Consider the following 23,567-nt stretch of genomic DNA (forward strand, 5'->3'; position numbering starts at 1 on the left):
CCGCTTTGTTGTCCCGAAACGCAGCTGGCGCCAAGTTGTTGTATTGCAGGTTGTTTATTCATCCTTGGGTATTGAGTGAATAAATATCGGTAAGAGAAGGGGTAGCCTCAGGGGGACTTGCGCGTGTTCTCGCTTTGCTGTCGAGAGGGTGAGGGGAGGATAGAACAACGCCCGGCGGGCCGGGCGTTGTGGTGCAACTGATGGGCGGCGAAAGCGGCCTTAGAAGTCGTGGTAGAGCGGCCAGCCAAGCAGCGGGTGCTTGAGACCGGCGCGCATCTCGACGTTGTCGAGCTTCTCCGGCGAGGCGTTCTCTTTTTGCAGCAGCTGGTACTGGCGCACAAAGCCGAGGGTGTGGAGCAGATTGGGCACAAAACCCGGGCTCAGCTCCTGCCGCAGGGCGGCGGCCATGTCGGCAGGCAGTGCGTTCAGCATCAGGGCGAGCTGGGCGGCGAGGTAGTCGGTGTCGTACCAGCCCTCGTCGAGCTCAATCTCCCGCGCCAGTTTGCGCTTGAGATCCTGCTTCACCTTGAGCGGGGCGGCGCCACTGCCCTTGCCGCAGAGGATGCGGTAGAGCAGTGCTTCGGCCAGCTTGTCCTCCATAGTGGGGTGGTCGCTTTCGCAGGCGAAAAAGTGCTGGTCGATGAGCTCCATCAGGCGGCTCTTGTTGTGCTCGGTCAGCGCCTTCTCGTACTCCTGCCACCCTTGCCACTCCTCCACATCGGGCGGGCTCGAGATCTTGTCCAAGAGCCGCGCATCCACGTCACCGTAGAGGCTGTTGCCTGCCTGCTTGGGGCTGACGGTAATGAGCATCGACCAGCCCTTCTGGAACGGCTTGATGGGGCCTTCCGGCGCCTGCAGCAGCGCCAGCGCCTTGGCTGGGTCCCGCGCCGAGAGCTCCTGCAGGCCGAGGCTCACCACGCCGATGACGTCGTGGGCCGCCTGCTCCAGCAGGTGCATCTTGTACTTGTTGTAGTATTTGTCGGCGAATTTGAGGCTCATCAGCACCGCCTTGCCCTTGATGGCGGCGAGCTGCTGCTGACTCAAGAGTTCGTTGTCGCGGCCAAAGCGCAGCACCTGGGTGAGATAGGGGCCCTGGTTGGCATCGCGAATGACTAACTGCATGAATGGGCTCCTTAATCCAGAAAGCTGAACATGTCGTCGACGTCGCCGTACTCGTCTTCCTCGACCTTGTTCTTCTCTTTGGCCTGCATCACCAGTTCGGCGGCAAACTTGTTGATGATGCCGTCCCAAGTGGAGTGCTCGTTGCGCAGCAGCGCCTTGATGGCTTTCTCCACCTCGGGGGCCAGCTCGCGAATGAGCATCAACAGGCTTCTCGGGTCATCCAGCGCATAGTCGTGGACATCCTCGCTCTGCTGGCGCTCGCTGTAGCGCAGGGACTCTTCGAGATCTTCCTCTTCGGCGTGCAGCACGTCGCGATAGCCTTCGTCCTCTTCATAGCGATCGCCGCGATAGAACTCGATAAAGGGGATGGCGAGGTAGAAGAGACCGGCCGGGTCTTCGGCCACGCACTCGAGGATCTCGCGCTGCTTGGCTTCACTATCCTGGGTGCGGATCAGGTAGTTGAGGAAGTCGAAGGTGTGCTGTTGCAGCTCGTCGGCGTTGTTCTTGATCGCCTCTTCCCAATAGAGCGGCTGCTGGCAGACGATGTCGCGGATCCGCTCCGGGGTCATCAGCTCGGAGATGATGGAGGGGAAGGAGATATCGTGCTGGCCGTTAATCTGGGTCAGGGTAACGATATCAATATTTTCAATCACTTCTGCCAGCTGGTCGTCAGACATGGTCTTGGCGATCAGCTCGAACTTCTCGCTGGCCTGCTTCGGCTCGATAACGGCCAGCTCTTTGATCTCGATGGCGGTAATTTCTATCAGACTGTTGCTCATGCCTTGCCCCAATTAGAAACGGACTTCGTCGTACATATCCTGATCGCCGTCGTCATCACCATAGCGGTCACTGCCGCCATGGTAGTCGGCGTCGGCATCTTCCCCGTCTTCATCTTCTTCGTCGCGCAGCTCATAGTCGTCATCGCCGCGGTGGCTACCGCGGGGTAGCGGGTTGTCGAGCAGGAACAGCACGGCGCAGGCTTCCATCAGCTGATCTTCGCTCTGGGCCCGCACCGCCTTGACCAGCGGCAGGGCGGCGTTGTTGAAGCCGACGCTCACCTTGAACTCGTCCCAGCTCGGCTGCTCGCCGCTGGCGAGCCACTTGTTCCACTGCGACTTGGCCTTGGCCGGGAACTGCACCCGGCCATAGAGGGCCAGCGGCAGATACTCGGGCATAAACTCCAGCATGCTCATATCGGCCAGCAGCAGGCTCTTCATCTGGTCGGTGAACTGTTCCAGCCCCTTGGGGTCGTCCTGATCCCGGTAGGATTCGATGTTTTCGCTGGCATCGCTTTGCAGCGACTTGAGCCGCGCCTGGTCCCATCTCTTTTGCATAGTTGCTCTTTCTGCCTGCTGTTTCAGGGGTAGAACTGATCCCACATCTCCTGCATGGCGGAGGCGGGGTCGGTCACGATGACGTTGTTGAAATCCTTGATAAAGGCGGCCCGCTGTTTCGGATCGGACAGCACTTCATAGGCCTGCTTTACCTGGTGCAGCTTGATGGCTGCCTGCTCTTTCTCTTCTTCACTGGCCCCGTGCAGCTTGTCGGGGTGGTACTGGTTTGACAGCCGACGATAGGCTTTTTTGATGTCGTTTTCGCTGGCGTTGGACTTGACGCCCAGCACCCGAAAGTAGTTGTTCATGGCAGATCCTGCATCACTGGCATCATAGGATTCACGCTGCGAGTGCCTGATGGTGGGGATTGGCAAACCAGGCACGGCAAAAACCCGTCATTTTAACGGAAACAGCCCGCCAACGCGATGAGTTGGGCGATCAATTAACGGGCGAGATGAAGAGGTGTCAGTTGAGCGTCTATTGTTGCCAGTCGGTCTGGCCAGTGCAAGGGGCGGGCACGGGAAGGCGATGAAAAAATGGTCAGGGGCGAGTGTGGGGGTGAGATGGCGGCGGCAGCGCAAATCGGGCTGCCGCCGCAGAGGTTACTCCTCCCAGAAGGAGGCGGAGGTGTGGTAGATCATCTTCTTGCTCATCCCGCCATCGACCACCAGATTGGCACCGTTGATAAAGTCGTTGCGAGGATCCGCCAGAAAGAGGCAGGAGCGGGTGATGTCGTCGGGGCGACCGACCCGGCCACTCGGGTGCTGGCGATGATCCGCCTCGGTCAGGGTGTGATAATCCTCCGCCTGGATCCAGCCCGGACTGATGGCATTGACCGTGATGGGGGAGTCGGCCAGCGAGTTGGCGAGGGACTGGGTGAGAGCGACCAGCGCTCCCTTGGAGGCGCCGTAGGCATCCCAACCCGGTTCGTTCTGCTGCCAGCGGGTGGAGGCGATATTGATGATGCGGCCATAGAGCAACCCGCGGTTGGCCTGCACAAAGGCGCGGGCGCAGAGCATGGCACCGCGCACATTGACCGTCATCACCTGATCAAACTGGGCTGCGCTCAGCTCCTCGAAGCGGGTGTGGAACTTGCTGATGGCGCCGTTGTTGATCAGCAGATGGATGCCGCCGTGCTGCGTGCGCACCTCGGCAAAGAGCCGCACGATGGCCTGCTCATCGCGCAGATCGAGCGGGTGAAAGTGGATCTCGGGATGGTCGAAAGCGTGAGGAGCCAGATCGGTGGCGATCACCCGATAACCTGCCTCGGCCAGCCCGATGCAGAGCTGGCGGCCAATCCCGCCAGCGGCGCCGGTGACCAGCGCAATTTGGGGTTGGTTGGTCAGCTCGTTCATTGTGCCGCTCCGTTGCGAGCCCGCAGCACCTTGATGAGGGCCGACACCTCCTGCTGACCAAACCCTTGCGCCACCCCTTCCTCAAACAGATCGGCGGCAAAGCGCGGGAAGCGGCTGTCGATCCCGGCGTCGGTGGCATGACCGGCCAAGCGGCTGATGGCGGCGCTCCAGGTTTTCAGGCTGGCGTAGGGGTGATCGAAATCGCCGCTCGCCAGCGTCTTGCCAAGGTGGGCCACATCGCCACCGAGAATGGGCGAGAGCTCGCTGAACTGGGCGCACACCTTGGCCACCGGCAACCCTTCCGCCTCGCAGATCAGCGCGCCGTGCAGAGCACCGAGCAGACCACCGGCAAAGTAGGCGGCGACGGCACAATCTTGCGCCGCGGCGGCGCCCACCGCCTCGGCCACATGGTCGAGGGTGGGGGCGAGCAGGCGCAGCACCGGCTCGGCCTCGCTAAAGGCAGCGATGGCCCCCGAGCAGATGATGCTGGCATCAGTGGTGCCGATCTGATCCGGGAAGCAGAGGATGGCGCCATCGAGATAACGGGCGCCGCGGGCATGGCTCCAGCTCTCCAGCGCTCTGGCCCCCTGCGGGCTGCCGGTAGAGAGCTGCACCAGCAGCTTGCCCGCCACCGCATCGCGGGCTTCGTCCAGCAACTGCTGGCTGACGGAGTAGTTATCGACGCAGACAAGGGTGATATCGCTCGCAGCGATGGCTGCACCAACCGAGGGGGCGAGAGTCGCGCCCAGCGCTTGCAGCGGGGCTGCCTTGGCGGCGCTGCGATTCCAGACGGTGACCGGATGGCCCGCCTTGAGCAAGGTGGTGGCGAGGGCGGAGCCCATGGCCCCGAAGCCGATGACAGAGAGATGGCGCATGATGGCTCCTGGCTGTGTTGATAGACGCTGATATAGAAAATTGGGATGCCTTGTGGCAGGTGAACCACTATATTTGCCCCGTGTCGCCGTGAAAAATGGCTTTTATGACTGTCTGGTATAGGTGAATTCTATGGATGTGCGAACTCTGCGTGCGTTTGTGGCTGTCTTCGAGGAGCGCAACATCACGGCGGCCGCTACCCGCCTCTTCATTACCCAGCCCACCCTCTCCACCACCATCAAGACGCTGGAGGATGAGCTGGGGGTGACCCTGTTTGTGCGGCAGGCGCGCGGGGTGGAGGGGACCGAAGCGGCCCACCGGCTCTATCCCCGTGCCAAGCGGCTGATCGCCGACACCGACTCCCTCGCCCGCGAGTTTCGTGAAACCTCCCCCTGCCTCGAGCTGACGGTGGGGATTGAGGCAGACCTTGGCGATGGCGTGGTGGGGACGCTGGTCAACGGGGTACTCGCCTACGAGGAGATCCTGCTGACTCTGGAGGAGGGTTGCTGTGGCGATGTGCGGCTGGGGTGTGAATCCCTGCGTTGCGGTGACGAGCTCTTTATCCCCCTGCTGGAAGAGGAGTTTGTGCTGGTGCTGCCGCCGGATCATCCGCTGGCGGGCAAGGGGGCGCTAACGCCGGCTGAGCTGGCGGACGAGCCCTGGGTCACTTGCCCGCGCCACGAATCCCACCTGCGGCTTATCGCCATTCTCGGCAATCAGGCGCCCCTCTATCCGGGGCGGGCAGGGTCGCTGCGACTGGCGGCGACTATGGTGGCCGCCAGGGCGGGGATCGGCTGGTTGCCCCGTTCCCTCTGTCTGCCCGGTTGTACAGTCGCCGAGCTGGCGGCCTCTTCCTTCAAGCGGCGGGTGGGGCTCTGCTACGCCCCGGATGCGTTGCGCTCGGCGGCGGTGACCGCCCTGCTGGCTCAGGTGCGCGGGATGCAGCTCCCCGTCTGATGTCGGGATAAAAATGTCGGCATAAAAAAGGGCCATCCGGTGGGATGGCCCTGTTGAAGGCAATGTTGTTGCGTGGCTAGCGCGACGCCCACCAGAGCCGCAGCTGCAAGCCCCACTTCGAGCTCCAGCCGGTGGTGCTGCTCACAAGCGTCCCATCCCTGATGACGAGGAACGTCGGGGTGACCCCTACCTGCCACTTGGCGGCCAGCGCTCCCGACTCGTCGTTGTGGGTCGGGAAGGTGAGCCTCTTCTTGCTCATCCCCTTGGCTAACTGCTCCGAATTGCCGGAGCGCAGCGCCACCGTCAGCACGTTTTCCCCCTCTTGCCAGAGCTGCTGTACCGCCGGGGTGGTGAAACGGCACACCCCGCACCAGCTGGCCCAGTAGTAGACCAGCAGCGGCTTGCCCTGGCTCAGGGTGGCGAGATCCGTACTGGTGCCATCCTGCAGAGTGACGGGGGCGCTCATCGCCCCTTCTGGCAGGGTTGGGCTGCGCCACAGATCCAGCAGGGTCGAGATGATCAGCGCCATCAGCAGCAGCCAGAGCGCCTCCTTGCCCCAGCGGCGCCAGCGGGGTTGAGGATTGGTGGTCATCCCTTACCCCTGCTTGACCAGTTCGGCCTTCACCAGCTGCTCCAGCTCCTCATAGGGGATGGCGCCCGGCACCAGCTGGTTGCCAATCAGGGTCGCCGGAGTGCCCTGTACCCCCAGAATGGTGCCGATGCGCAGGCTGTTGCGCAGCTCTTCGGTCGCCTTGGCGGCCGGTTTGAGCGCGGTGTTGCCGGTGGCGGCCAGTGCCTTGTTGATGTCCGCCTCGGTCAGCATCCCCTGCTTGCTCATCAGCTTGTCGTGCAGAGTGAGGAAGCTGGCAGGATCTTGCTGCCACAGGGTCAGGCTGTACTGGGCCGCCTTGGCAGAACTCTGCCCCTTGAACGGCAGCAGCTTGATCACCAGCCCCAGATCGTCCGGATAGGCCTTGAGCAGTTTGGTCAGCTGGGGATCGAACTGCTTGCAGTAGGGGCAGTTGTAGTCGGTGAACAGTACCAGCGTCAGCTTGGGGTTTTTGGCTCCCAGACGCGGGCTGGTGGCGCTGTTGAACAGCACATCCTTGTTGCCCTTGATGAAGTTGCCAAGCTGCGCCTCCTGGGCTGCCGCGTTCTGTTTCTCCCAGGATTCGGCGGCCTCATCGAGGATCTTGGGATTGGCGATCAGGGTCTCGCGGATCAGCTCCTTGATACGCGCCTCCTGCTCCGGGGTGAAGGGGGCGGCGTGCAGGACCGGAGCCAGCAGGGCTGCGGAAAGGGAGGCCAGCAGGGTCAGGGCGCTCAAAGTCGGTTTCATGGTTGCTCCTTAAAATCGGGTGGTGCCAGCCTGAAGCAGGCCAGCCTTGTGCAATGTGGTCAGCAGATCGTCCTTGTCGAGCAGGGGGGACAGCGTGACCCCCTGCGGCAACTCCGGGCCGTAAATCTGGTTGAAGGGGACGGCTGCCGCGCCCCGCTTACGCAGGAAGGCGGCGATGGTGTCGCTTGGTTTGCTCCAGTCGCCGCGCAGGGCCACCACATCGGGGGCAGAGAGGGCCTGTTGCACCTCATCGCGCAGCAACACGTTGTATTTGTTGGCCTTGCAGGTGACGCACCAGTCGGCGGTGACATCGATAAAGACCCGCTTGTTCTGGGCCAGCGCATCTGTGATGGCGCGTTCAGAGAGCGGTTGCCAGACCACCTTGTCAACACTGGCCGAGCCCTGCGCGCTAAAGGCGCCACTCAGCAGCAGGGGGCTGCCAATCAGGGCGGTAAGGGCGATCGCCAGCGTGAAGCCGCGCATGCCGTAACGCCAGATGATGCCAGCCAGCAGTGCCAGCAGCATGGCAGCCATCAGCCAGCCGGTGGCATAGCTGCCGAGATGGTTGTCGAGCAGGCTGGTGAGCCAGAGACTGGAGCCCAGCATCATCAGGCCAAGCAGGATGCGCAGATGGTTCATCCAGCGCCCCGGTTTCGGCAACCAGAGGGCGAGCCGTGGCAGGGCTGCCACCAGTAGCCAGGGCAGGCTCATGCCAATCCCGAGGGCGGTGAAGATCAGCCAGAGCTGGCCAAGTGGCGCCACCAGCGCAAAGGCCACCGCGGTACCGAGGAAGGGGGCCGAGCAGGGGGTAGCCAGCAGAGTAGCGAAGCTCCCCTGCAGGAAGTGACCGCCGAGGCCGTTGCCGCCGCTGGTGGCGAGGCGGGTGCTGAGGGCGCTGGGCAGGCGGATCTCGAACAGCCCCAACAGGTTGGCGCAAAACAGCAGGGTGACCAGCACCATCAAGCCGATAAAACCGGCGCTCTGGAACTGGATGCCCCAGCCGACGGCCCCTTGCGTGGCGCGCAGCAGGCTGCTCATGGCCGCCAGCACCCAGAAGGAGGCGATGATCCCGGCGCTGGCGGCGAGGAACTGCTTGCGCACTGCTCCCTGTTCACGCTCCTGATGTTGCAGCACAGACCCCAGCTTGAGCGCCAGCACCGGCAGCACGCAGGGCATCAGGTTGAGGATCAGGCCGCCGAGCAGCGTCGCCCCCAACAACCAGAAGAGGGGTTGGCTCGGCGCTGGCAGCGCAAGCGCTTCGCCAATCGAGCCTTTGGCCTGCCACGCCTGTTCGCCGCTGGTGAGCAGCAGGCCGAGAGATTGGCCGCGCAGATCCGGCGCATCCCCCTGCCAGCCATCGCTCACCGGCACCCGGGCGATCAGGGTGTTGCCCTCGACCTCAAGCGCCGGTTTGCCAAATTCGGCCCCCTCCAGTGCATCGATAAAGAGGGCCGGTGATTGCCAGCCCTCTGCCCGCTCGGCGCGCAGTTGCAGCTGGTTGTGCTGATAACCCAGCTCGACCCGGGTTTCGGCAGGCAATTGCTGGGGCAGGGTACTCATCGCTTTCGCCCAGGCAAAATCGAAGTCGGCCGGGGCGGCGCTATCCACCGCGAGGGTGAAGGGGAAGTCGGTCAGGATGCAGACATTGCTGCAGGTGGAGAGGCGTAGAGTCCCCTTGAGCGGTTGCCCGGCGGGATAGTTGAGGCTGAGGGGGAAGGTCACCTCACCCTGATAACCCTGGGTGCTGAGCCCGGCTACCTCGAAGTGACGTGGCACCGGCCAGTGCCACTGAAAGTCTCCGACCGGCTCGTCCCACAGGGTCTGGGGAGCAATGCCCCCTTCTCCCGGGCTGTGCCAGTAGGTTTTCCAGCCCGACTCCAGCTCGACATCGAGCAGGATGCGGGTCTGATCTGCCGTGCTGCGGTCGGCCTGCAGCCGTACCCGGGCGTGATCATTCTGTGGGCTGGTGAGCCAGCCCGTGTCGCTGGCCAATCCCATGGATTGCCACAGCAGACCGCCCAGTAGCAGGGCCGCCTTGAAGAGATTCGACATCTTTTTGGTCTCGCAAAAATTGAGTGACAGCTAACGAAAGAACGCTGCCGAACTCATTCCCGCCAGACGCAGAGGGTGAGGTGCAGACGCCGCTCGGGCGGCGAGATGACTCTGGGAGGGGGCAGTGGCGGTGTGTAGCGCCAAAGGGGGGCCAGCAGGGCGATCAGCACGGCCACGGCAAAGAATAGCTGTTCGACGCAGAGCAGGGTGGCGGCGCTTAGCCACTTGCCGTTGAGCTGGCAGCTGGTGGGTTGCGGGCTGGCCGGTTTGGCATCCTCTTGATCCGTTGCCGAGCCTGGAACGGGCAGCGCTTGACAGCTGAGGGCATGATCGAGCAGGGCAAGCCGGGCCAGCGGCTGGGCCGCACAATTGAGCACCAGCAGGCAGACCAGCAGCAGGAGATGTTTCGCTACCCGTTGTTGCAACATCATGTTCGCCCCGTCCATCAAGATGGGGCCATCCTAACGACCAATGGCGGGTGGGGCAAGTCGGCGGCGTATTGATGAGCAGCAATGTGTGTGGCGCGACGGGGTGGTCGGTTCTGTTTGGCGAACGCTTGTTCGCTAAAAGGGGGATCAGTATACTGCGCCGAGTTAAAACTCGAGGTGTTCGATGCTCAAAATTGCCCGTGTGCTGCTGCTTGGTCTGCTGCTCATTTTCTGGTTCCTGTTCGGCCTGCTGCTCTGTCTGGTTCGTCCGCGCCATCCCAACAACGTCTATGTCTTCGCCCGCATGTATCACGCGGTCTGCCCGCTGATCGGGCTGCGAGTCAAGGTGACGGTGGCCGACGAGGTCAAATCGGTCGGCCCGGCGGTCTACGTCTGCAACCACCAGAGCAACTTCGACATCTTCACCGTGACCGGTGCGGTGCAGCCCGGCGTGGTGGCGGTAGGCAAAAAGAGCCTGCTCTGGCTGCCGCTGTTCGGCCTTATCTTCTGGCTCTCCGGCAACGTGCTGATCGACCGCTCCAACCGCTCCCGTGCCATCGGCACCATAGGTCAGGTGGTGGATCGTATCAAGAACCGCGGCACCTCCATCTGGATGTTCCCGGAAGGGACCCGCTCCCAGGGACGTGGCCTGCTGCCATTCAAGGCGGGCGCTTTCCACACTGCGGTACAGGCTGAAGTGCCCGTGGTGCCCATCGTCTGCTCCAGCTACTTCGGTCAGGTCGACCTCAATCGCTGGGACAACGGCGAAGTGCTGGTGGAAGTGATGGCGCCGGTCTGCAGCAAGGAGCACGGTGCCAGCGGCATTCGCGATCTCTCCGACACCTGCCGTGCCCGGATGGAGGCCAAGCTGACCGAACTGGACAGCAAGCTGGGCCACAGCCACGCCGCCTGACGGATATTGCAGACGAATCGACAAGGGAGCCACAGGCTCCCTTTTTTGTTGGTAAAAATCACCACAAGGTTGGCTATTCTCACCAACAAGCCCTTCTTGAATTTCCTCAGTAAATTCCCATCTATATGTAAAACAACAATAATTTTTCTTGGCACGGCTCTTGTAATGCTATGGGAAGAGATAGCCATCCCATCAACAAGGAGCCAGACCATGAGCGTATTCAGCCGCCTGACCGACGTGATAAATGCCAACCTGCACAGCCTGCTCGACAAGAGTGAAGAGCCGGAGAAGATGCTGCGCCTGATGATCGAAGAGATGGAGCAGGTGCAGGTCGAGATGCGTACCCAGGCCGCCCGCGTGATTGCCGAACAGAAGCAGCTGGAGCGTTACCAGCAGGCGCTGCAGGCGCAGATCCTGGAGTGGTCGGCCAAGGCCGAGCTCGCCATCCAGAAGGGACGTGAGGATCTGGCCCGCGCAGCCCTCACCGAGAAGCTGGCGGAGGTCAAAAAATGTGAACAGCTGGAGCAGGACAAGGCCCGGGTGGCCGAGGTGCTGGCTCAGCTTACCGCCGACAGCGAACGGCTGGCTGCCAAGCTGACCGAGGCGCGCGAGAAGCAGAAACTGCTGACCCTGCGCGAGCAGACAGCCCACAGCCGCATTCGTGCCCGCGCTCAGGTGGACAACCAGCGTATGCATGAGCTGATGGCGCGCTTTGACGGTTTTCAGGGCCGGGTCGATCAGCTGGAAGCCCAGCTGGAGGCGGCCACTCTGGGGCAGAATCCCTCGCTGGAGGCCCAGTTCCGCGAGCTGGAGCTCAATGACGAGATCGAGCGCGAGCTGGCTCGCCTCAAAGGCCAGAAGGCGGAGGCGTAATCATGAGCCCCTGGCCCAAGGATCTGGTGAATCGCAAGCTGACCGGGGTCTGCGCCGGTATTGCCAGGCGGTTGGGGGTCTCCAGAGTCACGGTGCGGGTGGTGGCACTGCTCGCCCTGATCCTGATGCCGCCGCTGGCACTGGCCGCCTATCTGCTGGCGGTGCTGATGATGCCACCCCGTTATGAATTGAAGCGCTGGCTGGATTGACCGAAGGGTTGCCAAGCCGGCAGACAAGGTACTGATAAGGAGCAAGTTATGCTGGAATTTTTCATATTGCTGGTGGTGCTGCTGGTCATGGCACTGACCGGTTTTACCCTGGTAGCCATGTTGCTGGTGAGCAGCCTGTTCGTGCTGCTTGGGGCGCTGGGCGGCATGCTTGCTCTGATCATCAAGCTGGCCCCCTGGTTGTTGCTGGTGCTGGCGGTTTGCTGGCTGATCAGCAACCGCAGCAAGCGTTCCAATACCTACCTCTAACCCGCCTGAGGTTGTGCAAGACGTTGTGTGATGCTCCCTGATTTCCCCTTTCCGGCCACTCATCGAGTGGCCTTTTTTTGCCTGTCGTCCTCAAGGCTGGGTGGCTGCGGGTAACCACTGGGGGCTCCAGCTCTGCCAGAGTGCCGGGCTGTGGATCAGCTGCTCCTTGAAGGATTTCGGCTGTTGCTTGAGGCGATATTCGATGCGCAGGGCTGCCCCCTTCTCGCCGACTTCCTGTTGCCACGCCAGCGTCAGTGGCCCCTTGCCGCGCAGGGCGCGAGCGCCCTTGCCTCTCTGGTGCTGGCCCAGACGGCGCAGCGGATCCGTGCTGATCCCGGTATAGAGCAGGCCGGTGGCAGTACGCACCATATAGACAGACCAGCGGGAAGGGGCGGATGGTTGCGGCGCTGGAGTGGTGGTCGCGGGTTCTCTCATTCAAATTCTCTGTGCCAAACTCAGAGGCAGCTCAAGGAGGTGCGATGAGAGTCTGGTTTTGGTTGTGGTTACTGTTGTCGGTCCCGGCTCTGGGGGAGACGATCCGTCTCTACGATTACCATCAGCATCCCCCCTTCAACACCGGAGTGGATGCAGGGCTGAGCCGCGAGCTGGTCAAGTATCTCAATGAAAAGCTGGGGGGTGAACCCAGAATCGAGCTTTGGCTGGTCAATCGCGCCCGGCTGGCGCTGGAGATGGCAGATCCCGACTTTGACGGTCTGGTTGTCTGGGTCAATCCCTCCTGGGTGGGGGATCCCCATCGCGAGCGCTATCTCTGGACCTTTCCGGTGATGCGCGACACCAACGAGCTGGTCTCGAACATCGACAACCCGGTCACCTACCGCGGGCCTGACTCCCTCAGGGGGCTGGTGTTTGGCGGGGTGGAGGGCTACCGCTATCAGGGGATCGATGATGCGGCCAGCCGCGGCGAGCTGGTACGTCAGGATGCCAAGAAGGTGAAGACCAATCTTGAGCTGCTGGTGCGCGGCCGCATTGATGTGACGCTGGTGAGTGGTTCATCGCTGGGCTTTTTCATCGACGCACAGCACTATCAGGGCAAGCTGTTTATCTCGCCCTTCCCCCAATCCAGCTATACCCGCCATATCCTGCTGCCCAAATCCCGTCCCGAGCTGCATGCCACCCTCAACGACATCGCCGAGCAGATGGACAGGGATCCCCGCTGGCACAAGGTGCTGGAGTCCTATCGCGGTACGCCCTGAGGGCGGCGCTTGAGCCGGTGCAGCGGTAACAGGCTCACCAGCAGACCTGCCCAGACAAAGGCGAAACCGACTGCCTTGATGGGGTCCGGCGCCTCACCAAACCAGTAGATGGCGAGCAGGAAGGCGAGGCTGGGCTCGATATATTGCAGCAGCCCCACAGTGCTCATCCGGGTTCTCGCCACCGCGTAGCAGAACAGTCCCACCGGCAGCAGGGTGGCGGGCGCACTGCCCATCAGCAGCAGCTTGTCGGCCAAATCCCCGTTCACGAATGCCCCTTCCCCGTGCCACGCCAGCGTGCCGATGATGATCAGCGCGACGGGCAGTTGCACCATGGCTTCCAGATAGAGGCTGGTGCCGGTGTCGTAGTGGATCTTCTTCTTGATAAGGCCATAGCAGGCGAAGTTGGCCCCCATGATGAGGGAGAACCAGGGGAGCTGGCCGTAGCAGAACAGCATGTAGGCGAGCCCCGCCAGCGCCAGGGCGACCGCCAGATGCTTTTGCGGGGTGAGCCGCTCTTTGAGGAAGATGACGGCGAATACGATATTGAACAGCGGGGTCATAAAGAAGGCGAGGCTGGTGGTCAGCACCTGCCCGGTAGTGAGGCACCAGGTGAACATGCACCAGCTGATGGACATAACGGGGCCCGCCAGCAGAATGAGGCCGAGCTGGCGCGGCTCACTGCGCAACCGTGCCCACGGCACCTGGTGGCCAAGCAGCAAAAACAGGGCACCCAGCAGCACCACAGACCAGAGCACCCGGTGGGAGATCAGCTCCCACATGTTGACCTCGGGCATGAATTGATAATAGAGCGGCAGCATCCCCCACAGGATGAAGGAGAGGGTTGCGGTGCCGGTACCTAGCCAGTTTTTCATTATTGTCCGTTTATTAAATTAAACACCCATGGCGATAGTAGGGGGCGCGCCCTGTTTCCACAAGAGGGAAAACAGGGAAATGCTGGTACTATCAACGTCATGCAGCGAATCGATAAGTTGTTTGAGCAAATCAGGGCCTGCCGTCTGTGCGAGGCTCATCTGCCGCTGGGGCCTCGTCCGGTGATCCGCGGGGCCGAGAGTGCCCGCCTGCTGATCATCGGTCAGGCTCCGGGCACCCGGGTGCATGCCAGCGGTATCCCGTGGTATGACCCCTCTGGTGACAGGCTGCGCCAGTGGCTTGGTGTCGATAAGGCCACCTTTTACGACCAATCCCGCATCGCCATCATGCCGATGGGGCTCTGCTATCCTGGCAGGGGAAAATCCGGCGATCTGCCACCCAGACCCGAGTGCGCACCCACCTGGCACGACAAGGTATTGATGCTGCTGCCCAATATCGAGCTGACCCTGCTGATCGGCCAATATTCACAAGCCTACTATCTGCGGGGGGCAGTCAAGGGATCGCTCACCGATACGGTGCGCCGCTGGGCCGACTATGGCCCCGGCTGGCTGCCGTTGCCGCATCCCTCCCCGCGCAATACCCTCTGGCTCAAAAAGAATCCCTGGTTCGAGGATGAGATCGTCCCCCATCTGCAGCAAAGGGTCGCCCCTTTGCTGGCACGACCCTGAGTGCTTAAACCGCCGGCTCGGCCAGCGGTTTTGGCTTGCTGCGCGCCATGGCGATGAGCGGCAGGACGATGCAGATACAGCCCAGCAGCAGCGGCAGGCCCGGCTGCTCGTCAAACAACCATACCCCGATGGCCACCGCCATCAGCAGACCGGTGTACTCCGCCGAGGCGATCTTGCTCGCCTCCGCCTTGCGATAGGCCACTACGCACAATCCCGCATAGACCATGATCAGCACCGAGGAGCCGAAGGCGGGCCACCACATCTGCCACTGCCAGTCGCCCCCTTCCCACAATGCCAGCACCAGGATAAAGGGCATGCTCAGCACGTTGGTGAAAAACAGGGTCTGGGCGATGGGCTGCTTGAGCGGGATCCGCTTGATCAGCAGGTTGTTGAGCGCCATCGACAGCGCCACCCCGAGCGCCGCCAGTGCGGCCCAGTTCACTTCGGTCGGGCGCAGCACGATCAATACCCCGATAAACCCGATAACCGCGGTCAGCACCTTCTGGCGCGAGATCGCTTCCCCCGCCATCCACACCGCCAGCGGCACCATCATCAGGGGGGCGGCATAGAAGAGGGCATTGGCAGTGGCGAGCGGCAAGCGGGTGAGGGCCACTACCATCAGGCAGACGCCGACCGCCCAGATATGGGCCCGCAGCAGGTGCCACTTGATGGCCACCGGTGGATTGCGGCGCCATGACCAGAGCAGCCAGGGCATCAGCAGAATGGCGGCCGAGAGCTGGCGGAAAAAGACAAACTGGAAGATGGGCTGATCCGGCTCCAGCACCTTGACCAGCGCATCGGAAAAGACCGCCACCATATTGCCCAGCACCAGATAAAGGATGCCGATCCCTACTGCATTCATACCACCTCCCACTTCAGATGGGCGGAGGGTAGCGTGCCGGTTGATATCCAGTAAAATGATAAAAAATGACCACTCATGAGACATTTAGATAATGAAGCTTCCTCCCCTGCGTGCGGTGCAATATTTCGAGGTGGTGGCCCGGCTGCTCAGCTTCTCCCGTGCCGCCCTTGAATTGAACGTCAGCCAGAGTGCGGTCAGCCACCAGATCCGCCTGCTGGAGGATTTTCTGGGGGAGCGGTTGCTGCTGCGTCAGGGGCGGTTGCTCTCGCTGACAACCCAGGGGGAGAGCTACTTCGAAGGGATTGCTGCCGGGCTTAGCCAGATTGCCCAGAGCAGCGAACAGCTGCGCGGTGGCGGCGAGATGCGGTTGCGCCTCGCGGTCTACAGCTCGTTTGCGGTTAAGTGGCTGATCCCGCGGTTGGCTGGATTGCGCCAGCTCTACCCCGAGCTGGACTTGAGTCTGGAGATGGTGGCGGAAGATCCTGAGCTATCTGATAGGGTGGCGGATTGCTTTATCACAGTCTCACCCCACGGACGGGGCTACTGCCACGATCTTATCTATCAGGAGCGGCTCTTTCCGGTCTGTAGTCGCCGCCTGTTGCAGCAGATCAGCGGGGAGTGGCCTGAGGCCATCTGGCAGTTGCCGCTGCTGTCGGTGCAGTCCATCTACAAGGCGCGGGGGGAGGATTGGCAGCGCTGGGCCAAGGCCGGCGGGCTGGTTATTCCGGACGAGGCACGGATGCACCACTTCAGCCATGTGCTGTTGGCGATGGAGGCGGCGGCCTGGGATCAGGGGGTGGCGTTCGTGAATGACTACATGTTGCGGCCCGATGATCCCCAGCTGGTGGCTTTGCCGGTACACCAGCTGGAGACGGGGGATGCCTTCTATTTCACCTGCAAGCGCTCGCGGGCCCATGAGCCCGCCATCAGCCGGTTGCGCCAGTGGCTGATGATGGAGACACGCCAGAGCATGCCGTTGTAATTGCCTGGGTTATCAGGCTTTTTTGAACTGGCTCAGCACAAACAGGCTGGTGGCGCAGACGACGACAGAAGGCCCTGCAGGAGTATCTTGATACCAGGAGAGGGTCAATCCACCCAGCACGGCGAGGCAGCCAATCAGCGCGGCAAAGCCGGCCATCTGCTCCGGCGTCTGGCTGAAGCGGCGGGCGGTGGCGGCGGGGATGATCAGCAGGGAGGTGATGATCAGCGCGCCGACAAATTTCATCGCCACGGCAATCACCAGCCCGATCAGCAGCATCAGTACGCAGCGCAACACGTCGACCCGGATCCCTTCTACCCGTGCCAGCTCTTCCGAGATGGTCATGGAGAGCAGGGGATCCCACAGTCGCCACAGGGTGAGCAGCACCAGTGCGCCACCGCCGTAGATCCAGAGCAGATCCATCGGTTGTACCGAGAGCAGGTCGCCAAACAGGTAGGCCATCAGATCCACCCGCACGTTATCCATAAAACTCAAGGTAACCAGACCGAGGGACAGGGCGCTGTGGGCCAGAATGCCGAGCAGGGTATCGGTCGCGACCTGCTGGTTGCGGCTCATGATCACCAACAGCATCGCCATGGCGAGGCAGCAGACCACCACCGCCAGGGTGAGATCGACCTGCAGCAGGATGCCCAGCGCGATGCCAAACAGACAGGCATGGGAGAGGGTGTCGCCAAAATAGGCCATCTTGCGCCATACCACGAAGCTGCCGAGGGGGCCGGCCAGCAGGGCGATGCCGAGACCGGCCGCGAGGGCGTATAACAGAAAGCTGTCCACTTGAATGTCCTGTTGCTTGCGCTATTTGCTGTGAGCGTTGTTGCGAGAAGGCAGGCGGATGACGGGGGCCTGCGGTTCATGATGATGGTGTTCGCCGTCGCAGTGGTGATGGTGGGTATAGACCGCCAGCACCTCCTGCTCCGGTCGCCCGAACAGACGGGCAAATTCGGGGTGGCGGGCCACGCTTTCCGGCTCGCCATGACAGCAGACGTGGCGATTGAGGCAGATCACCTCGTGGGTGCTGGCCATCACCAGATGCAGGTCGTGGGAGACCATCAGCACGGCGCAATTGAACTCGGCGGCGAGTTGGCCGATCAGGGCGTAGAGTTCGATCTGGCCATTGATATCCACACCCTGCACCGGCTCGTCCAGTACCAGCAGCTCGGGCTTGACCAGCAGGGCGCGGGCCAGCAGCACCCGCTGCATCTCACCGCCGGAGAGTTTTTGCATCCGGTTTTCCAGCAATCCCTCTGCGCCCACCCGGGCCAGAGCTTCCTCGATGGAGAGGCGGCTATTTTTGCCCAGTTGCAGGAAGCGACGCACCGTCAGCGGCAAGGTGGGATCCAGATAGAGGCGCTGCGGTACATAGCCGACTCTCAGATCGCGGCTGCGGGTGATCTTGCCTGAATCCGGCGTGAGCAGGCCCAGCACCAGCTTGCTCAGGGTGCTCTTGCCCGCCCCGTTGGGGCCGACTAGTGTGGTGATTTTGCCTTTATTGAGGGTAAAGGAGACCTTGTCGAGCACAGAGCGTCCATCAAACGAGAGAGAGACCTCTTTCAGCTCTACCAGTTGGCTCATGACAACTCCGGGGTTTACAGCCAGTGAGAGTTATAATATAACAAAAAGCGGCTGTTATATTATCACATACTCACCCCCTGACGAGATTCACCAATGAGAATTATTGCGCTTTTCACTGCCCTGCTGGCGGTGAGTTTGCCTGTTCGTGCCATTGAGGTACTGACCACCATCAAGCCCCTTGGCTTCATCGCCGCGGCGATCACTGACGGGGTGAGCGAGCCCAAGGTATTGCTGCCGACCGGCGCCTCTCCCCACGATTTTTCCCTGCGTCCCTCCGATATTCGCAACATCAATAGTGCCGATCTGGTGGTATGGGTTGGCCCAGAGCTGGAAGGGTTTATGGCCAAGCCGCTGGCCAATCATCCCCATGCTCTGGCCCTGACTCAGGTTGAGGGGATGCCGCTGTTCAACTACGCGACTCAGGATAGTCATGACTCCCATGACCATGATGATCACGATCATGCTGCCCACGAGCACGGTGACCATGATGAAGGGCATGAAGGACATCATCACGAAGGGGTCGATCCCCATATCTGGCTTGGCCCGACGCAGGCCAAAGTGATTGCCAAGGCGATCGCAAGTGAATTGGGCAAGCTGGATCCGGCCAATCAGGCTCGCTATGACGCCAACCTCGCGGCATTTGATACCACAGTGGATGCCAAAGACAAGGTGATTGCTGGCCAAATGAAGGCGGTGAATGAGAAGGGGTACTTTGTATTCCACGAGGCGTATGGCTACTGGGAGCGCCACTACGGCATGAGTTCAAAGGGTCACTTTACCGTGAGCCCTGAGCGTCGCCCGGGCGCCAAGACCCTGGTGGATATCCGCAAGGCACTGGAAGAGAAGCAGGCGAGCTGCATTTATGCCGAGCCGCAATTCTCACCGGCTGTGATCGAATCGGTGGCACGCAATACCGGCGCCAAGGTGCTGTTGCTTGATGAGGTGGGTGAACAGGTACCGCTCGGCCCGGATGGTTATCCCCAATTCATGCAGCAACTGGCAGACGCATTTGCCCAATGTCGCTGATCAGCGGCTGAGCCTCTCATCCGGAGGGGCTATACTGACCTCCAGCATCTGACATGGAGTGTCCGGTATGAAATGGTTGTTGATCCCGGCCTGTACTCTGGCGCTATGTTGCGCCAACGTGCAGGCTTCGCGTCTTTCCGAATATATTGCCAGTCCGGATCTGCGGGCCAAGCTGCAGGAAGTGTATGGTGGCCGGGCCATCCAGCGGGCCGAGGCATTCTCTCGCCTGCTCACCCCCAGAGCGGGTACAACCGACCAGCAGAAGATCGAGCTGGTGAACAACTACTTCAACAATCTGACCTACAGCGAGGATCCCAAGCTGTGGGGAGATGAGGATTACTGGGCCAATCCGCTGGAGTTCATCGGCGCCCGGGGGGGGGATTGCGAGGATTACAGCATCTCCAAGTACTACACCCTGATGGAGTTGGGGGTGGATGAGAAGAAGCTGCGGCTGGCCTACGTCAAGGCGGTGCGTTACAACCAGTTCCACATGGTGACTCTCTATTTTCCGACGCCCAAGGCTGATCCACTGGTGCTCGACAACATCAACAGCCGGATCCTGCCGGGCAGCAAGCGAACCGATCTCATCCCCGTCTACAGCTTCGATGCCAAAAGCATCTGGATCATGAAGTCACGGCGGGAAGGGACGCTGGCGGGGAGTGCCGATCGGCTGGCGCAGTGGACATCGATGAAGACCCGTTTCTCCAGCGAGCAACTGCGCTCTCCCCGTCGCCAGCTATAGCTTGCCTGCCGCTTTCAGCTCCTCGAAATATTTAGCCGCGCCCGGATGCTGCTCAATACTCAGTACTGGGCCGGTTTTATTGCGTGCCCGGTGAAACATATTGGCGTAGCCATAAGTCTGCTCATTGAACTTGGTCTGCTGGGTCAGCATGGCCTTGGTCAGACGATAGACAGACTCTTCCGGCATGTTTGCATTGGTGACCAGGGTGGCGGCAATGGCAAAGGTGGGGGTCGCCTTCAGATTGCCGGGGTAGATGCGGGCGGGCACCTGACTACGTTGGTAATATTTGACCCCTTTGAGTAGCTGATCACGGGTGGCCCCATCGATGGGGAGGAAACTGACCGCGCAGCGTTTGGCGGTGTCGAGCACAATCCGGTTCGGGTGTCCCATCACCAGTGCAAATGCGTCGATCTGTTTGCTGCAGAGCGCATCCGGCAGGTTGGCCATGCTCTTTAGATCGAGATCCTGTTCTTTCGCTCCCAAGATGTTGAACAGGGTCAGCGCCGTCTGGCGGGTTCCCGAGCTCTTCAACCCCATGTCGATGGGGGCGAGCTTGAGCTGTTCCAGTGAAGTGATATCGCCATCGGCACGGATCACTATGGTGAAGGGCTCGGCATGGGTGGCAAACAGGGCGCGCAGCTCAGGTTGCGGCTGCGTGGCAAAAGGGCCCAAGCCCTGGCTTGCCTGATATAGCCAGTCTGATTGCACCATGGCGTAGGAGGTCTCGCCACTCTTCAGCCGCTTCAGGTTTTCTATTGAACCCGATGAGCTCTGCAGTGTGCACGCAAGTTGCTCATCAACCTCATGGGCCAGACGGCAAAACTCTTTGGTTATCTGGTGATAAATCCCCTGCTCACCCCCGGTGGTGATAGTGACGGTTTCAGCCATCAGGCCGGGTTGCCACAGCAGGGGCAAAAGCATGGCGAGCTTCTTCATGATTGCGCCTCCTTGGCATAACCATCGATACCCCAGGTCCGCAGTTTGTCGATGTCGCGACACTCTCCCGATTCTGCCAGCAGGGTATAACCGGCGGCATGCATGGTTTGGGAGAGCAGATTCCAGTAGAGCGGCGCATCGGTCAGCTGACAGCTGATAAAAATGGGATTGAGTGGGTCAAGTTGATTGAAGGTATCCGCATTGAGGGGAATGGCGCTGAAGGCGAGCTCACACCCCTGTTCCTGCAACGCAGCCAATGTGGCTTGGCCATGGGCCGGGAATGTGGCTACATCCCAGCGCCAATCCAGTGTCTTGCCGCGACCCTGGCTTAGCAGAGGTACGATTTCTGACCATTGCGGATGATTGAGCAGGGAGAGGGGCAGCAAGATCCCCTCTATATGAGAGTGCTGCCATTGTTGCAGGGCGCTCTGGATGGTTGCGAGATCGCTGTCGGCACCGAGGGGCTGACTGGGCAAGAAACGCTCATAGAGCGCGATCTCCCCTTGTGTGGAGACAAATTTTTGCAGTTGCCCACCTTCCGGCAGCGGGCTCACTCCTTGCAGCGGCTGTGGGGGCGTCAGTGGCAGCTGTTTTCCCAGCTGGGTGATTTTGAGTCGTTGTTGCAGCAGATCCCGTTTGCGTTCGGAAACCAATTGGTTGATGGAAAGTGCCACTTCTTTGAGGTCTTGCAACCAGGGAGTGGGCAAGGTGCTGTTGAACTGGTGTTTGCGGATACGGATCAACTGCAGGTTGATCTGCTCCAGGGGCTGCAGCAGGCGTTGGCACACCAGGGAGATGATCAGGGTAAATACGACGAGGCCCGCCAGCAGCGCCAGACCGGTGCGACTGATGGCATTCCACAGATGCTGATAGGCGTAGCCGCTATGCCCCTCAAGGGTCAGAGTGCCCAGCATGCGCCAGCCATCGGTCAACTCTTGCTCAATCTTGACGGGGGGCATGCCGATAACCGAGGGAAGCCAGCCGGGGACATTTTGCTGGGTAGAGTGGAAGACCTTCTGAAACAGCAACTGGCCATCAGGATCGATCAGGGTGACCGAGCTGACGAAGCCGCCATCGAACATGGCATTGACGATGGTCTCGGCCAGCACATTGTCGTCATTAAGCAGGGTTCCTTGCAGCACCAGCCCGAGAGCGGTGATGGCGGTTTCCAGGTTGGCTGACATCTGGTCGAGGATGGATTGGCGGACCGTCGTGACTTCCAGTGCAAACAGCAGCGCTGCACCGATCAGGAACAGGACGACAATTATTCTGATTAACAGTTTTGCTAACGACATATCCACTCCATGGAAAAGTTATCGCAACATTTCAGGTTTCTATTCAGTATCGAATCCGACCCGGTTCTTAAAAATAGGAAAAAATGGTTAAAAAAGACGATCATTTCTGCCCATCCGGGCGGGTTATGCATAAAATGTGAGGTTCATGCAGATTGTGATGAACTATTTGTAACTATTTGTGTCCAACAAACAGTTTTATACGGTTTTGTCACAACTGACATCGCAACTCACACTCTTTAGATCTAAATACAGGATAGCGGATGAAACGTCTCCGTCCCTTGGTAGTACAGGCTGCCAATTGGGAACCACCGGTTCCCCGCAAACACTTTTACGCCATGCTGATGCTGACGGCCATGACCCTGTCAGCAGTGGCATTATTGCCAGCTCCGGGTGACATCCTTGAGCGGCCGCTGCGTCTTGAGTTGCCCATTGATACCGCAGGTACGGCAACCAACGAAAACAACACCGACTTTAACGAAATTCCCGATCACGAACTGGTTGATCAAAGTGCGCCGGATGACGACATCCCGGTTGACACCACCCCCCAGTGGCAGGATTACCGGGTCCGCAACGGCGAAAACCTGACCGCCATTTTTAACAATCTCGGTCTCTCCACCACCACCCTTTACAAGGTGCTGGACGCGGACAACAAGAACTATCTGGCGCGCCTCAAGCCGGGCCAGAATATCGAGCTGCTGATCGATCAGGACAACATCCTGCAGCAACTCAAAATCCGCCTGAACATCAAGCAGACGCTGGTGATGGCGCGCAGCGATGATGCCTATACCGCCTCCATGATCAATGAGAAGGTCGAGTGGCAACCGCAGCGTTACAACGGCGTGATCAACGGCAGCTTCTATGTCAGTGCCCGCAATGCGGGGATTCCGGCCAACCATATCCAGAAAATTGCCAACCTGTTCCAGTGGCGGATGAATTTCGCCAAGGATCTGCAGAAGGGCGACAAGTTCAAAGTGCTGGTACGCCAGGAGACGGTGGAAGGCAAAAGCACTGGCAACAGCCAGCTGCTGGGTGTGGAAGTGACCAGCCAAGGCAAGACGGTGTCGGCCTGGCTCTCCGATGACGGCAACTATTACGACGGTCAGGGCAACAGTCTGGAGCGCGGATTCCGCCGCTACCCGACCCACAGCCGCTATCGGATCAGCTCCAATTTCAACCCGGCCCGCAAACATCCGGTAACCGGTATGGTGCGTCCTCACGAGGGTACCGACTTTGCGGTGCCGGTGGGCACGCCAGTGCTGGCGACTGGCGATGGTATCGTCCAGAAGGCAACCAGCCACCCGCTGGCGGGTACCTATATCGTCATCAAGCATGGCCGTACTCTCTCTACTCGTTATCTGCACCTGAGCAAGCTGCTGGTCAAAACCGGTCAGCGAGTGAAGATGGGCGACAAGATCGGCCTTTCCGGCAACACCGGTCGCTCGACCGGTGCTCACCTGCACTACGAGCTGCGGATCAACAACCGCCCGGTCAATGCCATGACCGCCAAGCTGCCTATGGCTGAACCCCTGAGCGGCAAGGAGCGTCGTCAGTTCCTTGCCAAGGTGAAGAGCTATCGCAAGGAGCTGGCAGCGGGTTGATTCCTGTCGTCACAGCCTGAAATGAAAGGCCCCGCCAGATT

General features: G+C 60.7%; 28 protein-coding genes. 11 read left to right on the plus strand and 17 right to left on the minus strand.

Going from position 1 to position 23,567, the window contains the following annotated elements; genetic code table 11:
• Positions 1 to 219: 219 nt before the first annotated feature.
• From atcC to LRL22_RS14310, 6 genes are all read right to left on the minus strand, one after another.
• On the minus strand, positions 220 to 1,122 hold the full coding sequence (gene atcC / locus LRL22_RS14285; protein ID WP_115544554.1) for a cold adaptation protein AtcC: 903 nt from the start codon (positions 1,120 to 1,122) through the stop codon (positions 220 to 222).
• Positions 1,123 to 1,133: 11 nt separating this feature from the next.
• Complete coding sequence (gene atcB, locus LRL22_RS14290; RefSeq protein ID WP_005335887.1) at positions 1,134 to 1,901, minus strand: cold adaptation protein AtcB; 768 nt, start codon at positions 1,899 to 1,901, stop codon at positions 1,134 to 1,136.
• 12 nt (positions 1,902 to 1,913) lie between these two features.
• On the minus strand, positions 1,914 to 2,456 hold the full coding sequence (gene atcA / locus LRL22_RS14295; protein WP_042032639.1) for a cold adaptation protein AtcA: 543 nt from the start codon (positions 2,454 to 2,456) through the stop codon (positions 1,914 to 1,916).
• A gap of 23 nt (positions 2,457 to 2,479) precedes the next feature.
• Positions 2,480 to 2,764, minus strand: a complete 285-nt coding sequence (atcJ, locus tag LRL22_RS14300; protein ID WP_005343121.1) for a cold adaptation protein ActJcold adaptation protein ActJ — start codon at positions 2,762 to 2,764, stop codon at positions 2,480 to 2,482.
• A 294-nt stretch (positions 2,765 to 3,058) separates the two neighbouring features.
• The gene (locus tag LRL22_RS14305) at positions 3,059 to 3,811 is read right to left on the minus strand and encodes an SDR family NAD(P)-dependent oxidoreductase (RefSeq protein ID WP_257691120.1); all 753 of its coding nucleotides are present in this window, start codon (positions 3,809 to 3,811) and stop codon (positions 3,059 to 3,061) included.
• On the minus strand, positions 3,808 to 4,686 hold the full coding sequence (locus LRL22_RS14310) for an NAD(P)-dependent oxidoreductase (protein WP_270905651.1): 879 nt from the start codon (positions 4,684 to 4,686) through the stop codon (positions 3,808 to 3,810). Before LRL22_RS14310 ends, LRL22_RS14305 begins: the two co-directional genes overlap by 4 nt.
• Before the next feature lie 130 nt (positions 4,687 to 4,816).
• Here LRL22_RS14310 and LRL22_RS14315 point away from each other — a divergent pair, with 130 nt between their 5' ends.
• A complete protein-coding gene (locus LRL22_RS14315) occupies positions 4,817 to 5,641 on the plus strand; it encodes a LysR family transcriptional regulator (RefSeq protein WP_270905652.1) in 825 nt (274 codons plus the stop codon).
• Positions 5,642 to 5,717: 76 nt separating this feature from the next.
• Here the strand turns inward: LRL22_RS14315 and LRL22_RS14320 are convergent, their stop codons facing one another.
• Genes LRL22_RS14320 through LRL22_RS14335 form a run of 4 tightly spaced genes read right to left on the minus strand, consistent with a single transcriptional unit; the run spans position 5,718 to position 9,463 of the window.
• Positions 5,718 to 6,233, minus strand: a complete 516-nt coding sequence (locus LRL22_RS14320; protein ID WP_270659217.1) for a protein disulfide oxidoreductase — start codon at positions 6,231 to 6,233, stop codon at positions 5,718 to 5,720.
• 3 nt (positions 6,234 to 6,236) lie between these two features.
• Positions 6,237 to 6,980: a DsbA family protein gene (locus LRL22_RS14325; RefSeq protein WP_270905653.1), complete on the minus strand. Its 744-nt coding sequence runs from the start codon at positions 6,978 to 6,980 to the stop codon at positions 6,237 to 6,239.
• Between the two features lie 9 nt (positions 6,981 to 6,989).
• Positions 6,990 to 9,032 (minus strand): protein-disulfide reductase DsbD family protein, encoded by a 2,043-nt coding sequence (locus LRL22_RS14330; protein ID WP_270905654.1) that lies wholly within the window; start codon positions 9,030 to 9,032, stop codon positions 6,990 to 6,992.
• A gap of 53 nt (positions 9,033 to 9,085) precedes the next feature.
• A complete protein-coding gene (locus LRL22_RS14335) occupies positions 9,086 to 9,463 on the minus strand; it encodes a hypothetical protein (protein WP_005354882.1) in 378 nt (125 codons plus the stop codon).
• 181 nt (positions 9,464 to 9,644) lie between these two features.
• Between LRL22_RS14335 and LRL22_RS14340 the strand changes: the two genes are divergently transcribed.
• The 4 genes from LRL22_RS14340 (at position 9,645) to pspG (ending at position 11,722) form a co-directional block, all read left to right on the plus strand.
• Positions 9,645 to 10,373: a 1-acylglycerol-3-phosphate O-acyltransferase gene (locus LRL22_RS14340; RefSeq protein WP_005335875.1), complete on the plus strand. Its 729-nt coding sequence runs from the start codon at positions 9,645 to 9,647 to the stop codon at positions 10,371 to 10,373.
• Positions 10,374 to 10,583: 210 nt separating this feature from the next.
• A complete protein-coding gene (pspA, locus tag LRL22_RS14345; protein WP_270905655.1) occupies positions 10,584 to 11,246 on the plus strand; it encodes a phage shock protein PspA in 663 nt (220 codons plus the stop codon).
• Positions 11,247 to 11,248: 2 nt separating this feature from the next.
• Positions 11,249 to 11,455 carry a PspC domain-containing protein gene (locus LRL22_RS14350; protein ID WP_252413207.1) on the plus strand — a complete coding sequence of 69 codons (207 nt, stop codon included), beginning with the start codon at positions 11,249 to 11,251 and terminating at the stop codon, positions 11,453 to 11,455.
• A 48-nt stretch (positions 11,456 to 11,503) separates the two neighbouring features.
• On the plus strand, positions 11,504 to 11,722 hold the full coding sequence (pspG, locus tag LRL22_RS14355) for an envelope stress response protein PspG (RefSeq protein ID WP_270905656.1): 219 nt from the start codon (positions 11,504 to 11,506) through the stop codon (positions 11,720 to 11,722).
• Positions 11,723 to 11,812: 90 nt separating this feature from the next.
• Here pspG and LRL22_RS14360 read toward each other — a convergent pair whose 3' ends face one another.
• The gene (locus LRL22_RS14360; protein ID WP_158113572.1) at positions 11,813 to 12,157 is read right to left on the minus strand and encodes a GIY-YIG nuclease family protein; all 345 of its coding nucleotides are present in this window, start codon (positions 12,155 to 12,157) and stop codon (positions 11,813 to 11,815) included.
• A gap of 44 nt (positions 12,158 to 12,201) precedes the next feature.
• Here LRL22_RS14360 and LRL22_RS14365 point away from each other — a divergent pair, with 44 nt between their 5' ends.
• Positions 12,202 to 12,936, plus strand: a complete 735-nt coding sequence (locus LRL22_RS14365; RefSeq protein WP_270905657.1) for a substrate-binding periplasmic protein — start codon at positions 12,202 to 12,204, stop codon at positions 12,934 to 12,936.
• On the opposite strand, the gene rarD is transcribed toward LRL22_RS14365, so the two are convergent.
• Positions 12,918 to 13,808, minus strand: a complete 891-nt coding sequence (gene rarD / locus LRL22_RS14370) for an EamA family transporter RarD (RefSeq protein WP_201904372.1) — start codon at positions 13,806 to 13,808, stop codon at positions 12,918 to 12,920. The genes LRL22_RS14365 and rarD overlap by 19 nt on opposite strands.
• 99 nt (positions 13,809 to 13,907) lie before the next feature.
• Between rarD and LRL22_RS14375 the strand changes: the two genes are divergently transcribed.
• A complete protein-coding gene (locus LRL22_RS14375; RefSeq protein WP_270905658.1) occupies positions 13,908 to 14,495 on the plus strand; it encodes a uracil-DNA glycosylase family protein in 588 nt (195 codons plus the stop codon).
• 4 nt (positions 14,496 to 14,499) lie between these two features.
• On the opposite strand, the gene LRL22_RS14380 is transcribed toward LRL22_RS14375, so the two are convergent.
• Positions 14,500 to 15,357: a DMT family transporter gene (locus LRL22_RS14380; protein ID WP_270905659.1), complete on the minus strand. Its 858-nt coding sequence runs from the start codon at positions 15,355 to 15,357 to the stop codon at positions 14,500 to 14,502.
• A 91-nt stretch (positions 15,358 to 15,448) separates the two neighbouring features.
• Between LRL22_RS14380 and LRL22_RS14385 the strand changes: the two genes are divergently transcribed.
• Positions 15,449 to 16,339 carry a LysR substrate-binding domain-containing protein gene (locus tag LRL22_RS14385; protein WP_040067029.1) on the plus strand — a complete coding sequence of 297 codons (891 nt, stop codon included), beginning with the start codon at positions 15,449 to 15,451 and terminating at the stop codon, positions 16,337 to 16,339.
• A 12-nt stretch (positions 16,340 to 16,351) separates the two neighbouring features.
• On the opposite strand, the gene znuB is transcribed toward LRL22_RS14385, so the two are convergent.
• Positions 16,352 to 17,131, minus strand: coding sequence for a zinc ABC transporter permease subunit ZnuB (gene znuB / locus LRL22_RS14390; RefSeq protein WP_033115078.1), 780 nt, complete (start codon positions 17,129 to 17,131; stop codon positions 16,352 to 16,354).
• A 21-nt stretch (positions 17,132 to 17,152) separates the two neighbouring features.
• The gene (znuC, locus tag LRL22_RS14395) at positions 17,153 to 17,929 is read right to left on the minus strand and encodes a zinc ABC transporter ATP-binding protein ZnuC (RefSeq protein WP_042019414.1); all 777 of its coding nucleotides are present in this window, start codon (positions 17,927 to 17,929) and stop codon (positions 17,153 to 17,155) included.
• Between the two features lie 93 nt (positions 17,930 to 18,022).
• On the opposite strand from znuC, the gene znuA reads away from it, so the two are divergent.
• Complete coding sequence (gene znuA, locus LRL22_RS14400) at positions 18,023 to 18,955, plus strand: zinc ABC transporter substrate-binding protein ZnuA (RefSeq protein ID WP_270905660.1); 933 nt, start codon at positions 18,023 to 18,025, stop codon at positions 18,953 to 18,955.
• A gap of 67 nt (positions 18,956 to 19,022) precedes the next feature.
• Complete coding sequence (locus tag LRL22_RS14405; RefSeq protein WP_005335848.1) at positions 19,023 to 19,697, plus strand: transglutaminase-like cysteine peptidase; 675 nt, start codon at positions 19,023 to 19,025, stop codon at positions 19,695 to 19,697.
• Here LRL22_RS14405 and LRL22_RS14410 read toward each other — a convergent pair.
• Both LRL22_RS14410 and LRL22_RS14415 read right to left on the minus strand, forming a co-directional pair.
• The gene (locus LRL22_RS14410) at positions 19,692 to 20,633 is read right to left on the minus strand and encodes a TAXI family TRAP transporter solute-binding subunit (protein ID WP_236399237.1); all 942 of its coding nucleotides are present in this window, start codon (positions 20,631 to 20,633) and stop codon (positions 19,692 to 19,694) included. The genes LRL22_RS14405 and LRL22_RS14410 overlap by 6 nt on opposite strands.
• Complete coding sequence (locus LRL22_RS14415; protein WP_270905661.1) at positions 20,630 to 21,928, minus strand: LapD/MoxY N-terminal periplasmic domain-containing protein; 1,299 nt, start codon at positions 21,926 to 21,928, stop codon at positions 20,630 to 20,632. The genes LRL22_RS14410 and LRL22_RS14415 overlap by 4 nt, the downstream gene beginning before the upstream one ends.
• Positions 21,929 to 22,188: 260 nt before the next feature.
• On the opposite strand from LRL22_RS14415, the gene mepM reads away from it, so the two are divergent.
• Positions 22,189 to 23,526 carry a murein DD-endopeptidase MepM gene (gene mepM / locus LRL22_RS14420; RefSeq protein ID WP_005354854.1) on the plus strand — a complete coding sequence of 446 codons (1,338 nt, stop codon included), beginning with the start codon at positions 22,189 to 22,191 and terminating at the stop codon, positions 23,524 to 23,526.
• Positions 23,527 to 23,567: the final 41 nt, after the last annotated feature.

The organism is Aeromonas sp. PI_26 (genome assembly GCF_027854445.1).
GTDB classification, from domain to species: Bacteria; Pseudomonadota; Gammaproteobacteria; order Enterobacterales; family Aeromonadaceae; genus Aeromonas; species Aeromonas veronii.

Bases quoted from the DNA above. Each gene is read 5' to 3' on its own strand.
- atcC (WP_115544554.1), bottom strand. From the start codon at position 1,122: ATGCAGTTAGTCATTCGCGATGCCAACCAGGGCCCCTATCTCACCCAG.
- atcB (WP_005335887.1), bottom strand. From the start codon at position 1,901: ATGAGCAACAGTCTGATAGAAATTACCGCCATCGAGATCAAAGAGCTG.
- atcA (WP_042032639.1), bottom strand. From the start codon at position 2,456: ATGCAAAAGAGATGGGACCAGGCGCGGCTCAAGTCGCTGCAAAGCGAT.
- atcJ (WP_005343121.1), bottom strand. From the start codon at position 2,764: ATGAACAACTACTTTCGGGTGCTGGGCGTCAAGTCCAACGCCAGCGAA.
- LRL22_RS14305 (WP_257691120.1), bottom strand. From the start codon at position 3,811: ATGAACGAGCTGACCAACCAACCCCAAATTGCGCTGGTCACCGGCGCC.
- LRL22_RS14310 (WP_270905651.1), bottom strand. From the start codon at position 4,686: ATGCGCCATCTCTCTGTCATCGGCTTCGGGGCCATGGGCTCCGCCCTC.
- LRL22_RS14315 (WP_270905652.1), top strand. From the start codon at position 4,817: ATGGATGTGCGAACTCTGCGTGCGTTTGTGGCTGTCTTCGAGGAGCGC.
- LRL22_RS14320 (WP_270659217.1), bottom strand. From the start codon at position 6,233: ATGACCACCAATCCTCAACCCCGCTGGCGCCGCTGGGGCAAGGAGGCG.
- LRL22_RS14325 (WP_270905653.1), bottom strand. From the start codon at position 6,980: ATGAAACCGACTTTGAGCGCCCTGACCCTGCTGGCCTCCCTTTCCGCA.
- LRL22_RS14330 (WP_270905654.1), bottom strand. From the start codon at position 9,032: ATGTCGAATCTCTTCAAGGCGGCCCTGCTACTGGGCGGTCTGCTGTGG.
- LRL22_RS14335 (WP_005354882.1), bottom strand. From the start codon at position 9,463: ATGATGTTGCAACAACGGGTAGCGAAACATCTCCTGCTGCTGGTCTGC.
- LRL22_RS14340 (WP_005335875.1), top strand. From the start codon at position 9,645: ATGCTCAAAATTGCCCGTGTGCTGCTGCTTGGTCTGCTGCTCATTTTC.
- pspA (WP_270905655.1), top strand. From the start codon at position 10,584: ATGAGCGTATTCAGCCGCCTGACCGACGTGATAAATGCCAACCTGCAC.
- LRL22_RS14350 (WP_252413207.1), top strand. From the start codon at position 11,249: ATGAGCCCCTGGCCCAAGGATCTGGTGAATCGCAAGCTGACCGGGGTC.
- pspG (WP_270905656.1), top strand. From the start codon at position 11,504: ATGCTGGAATTTTTCATATTGCTGGTGGTGCTGCTGGTCATGGCACTG.
- LRL22_RS14360 (WP_158113572.1), bottom strand. From the start codon at position 12,157: ATGAGAGAACCCGCGACCACCACTCCAGCGCCGCAACCATCCGCCCCT.
- LRL22_RS14365 (WP_270905657.1), top strand. From the start codon at position 12,202: ATGAGAGTCTGGTTTTGGTTGTGGTTACTGTTGTCGGTCCCGGCTCTG.
- rarD (WP_201904372.1), bottom strand. From the start codon at position 13,808: ATGAAAAACTGGCTAGGTACCGGCACCGCAACCCTCTCCTTCATCCTG.
- LRL22_RS14375 (WP_270905658.1), top strand. From the start codon at position 13,908: ATGCAGCGAATCGATAAGTTGTTTGAGCAAATCAGGGCCTGCCGTCTG.
- LRL22_RS14380 (WP_270905659.1), bottom strand. From the start codon at position 15,357: ATGAATGCAGTAGGGATCGGCATCCTTTATCTGGTGCTGGGCAATATG.
- LRL22_RS14385 (WP_040067029.1), top strand. From the start codon at position 15,449: ATGAAGCTTCCTCCCCTGCGTGCGGTGCAATATTTCGAGGTGGTGGCC.
- znuC (WP_042019414.1), bottom strand. From the start codon at position 17,929: ATGAGCCAACTGGTAGAGCTGAAAGAGGTCTCTCTCTCGTTTGATGGA.
- znuA (WP_270905660.1), top strand. From the start codon at position 18,023: ATGAGAATTATTGCGCTTTTCACTGCCCTGCTGGCGGTGAGTTTGCCT.
- LRL22_RS14405 (WP_005335848.1), top strand. From the start codon at position 19,023: ATGAAATGGTTGTTGATCCCGGCCTGTACTCTGGCGCTATGTTGCGCC.
- LRL22_RS14410 (WP_236399237.1), bottom strand. From the start codon at position 20,633: ATGAAGAAGCTCGCCATGCTTTTGCCCCTGCTGTGGCAACCCGGCCTG.
- LRL22_RS14415 (WP_270905661.1), bottom strand. From the start codon at position 21,928: ATGTCGTTAGCAAAACTGTTAATCAGAATAATTGTCGTCCTGTTCCTG.
- mepM (WP_005354854.1), top strand. From the start codon at position 22,189: ATGAAACGTCTCCGTCCCTTGGTAGTACAGGCTGCCAATTGGGAACCA.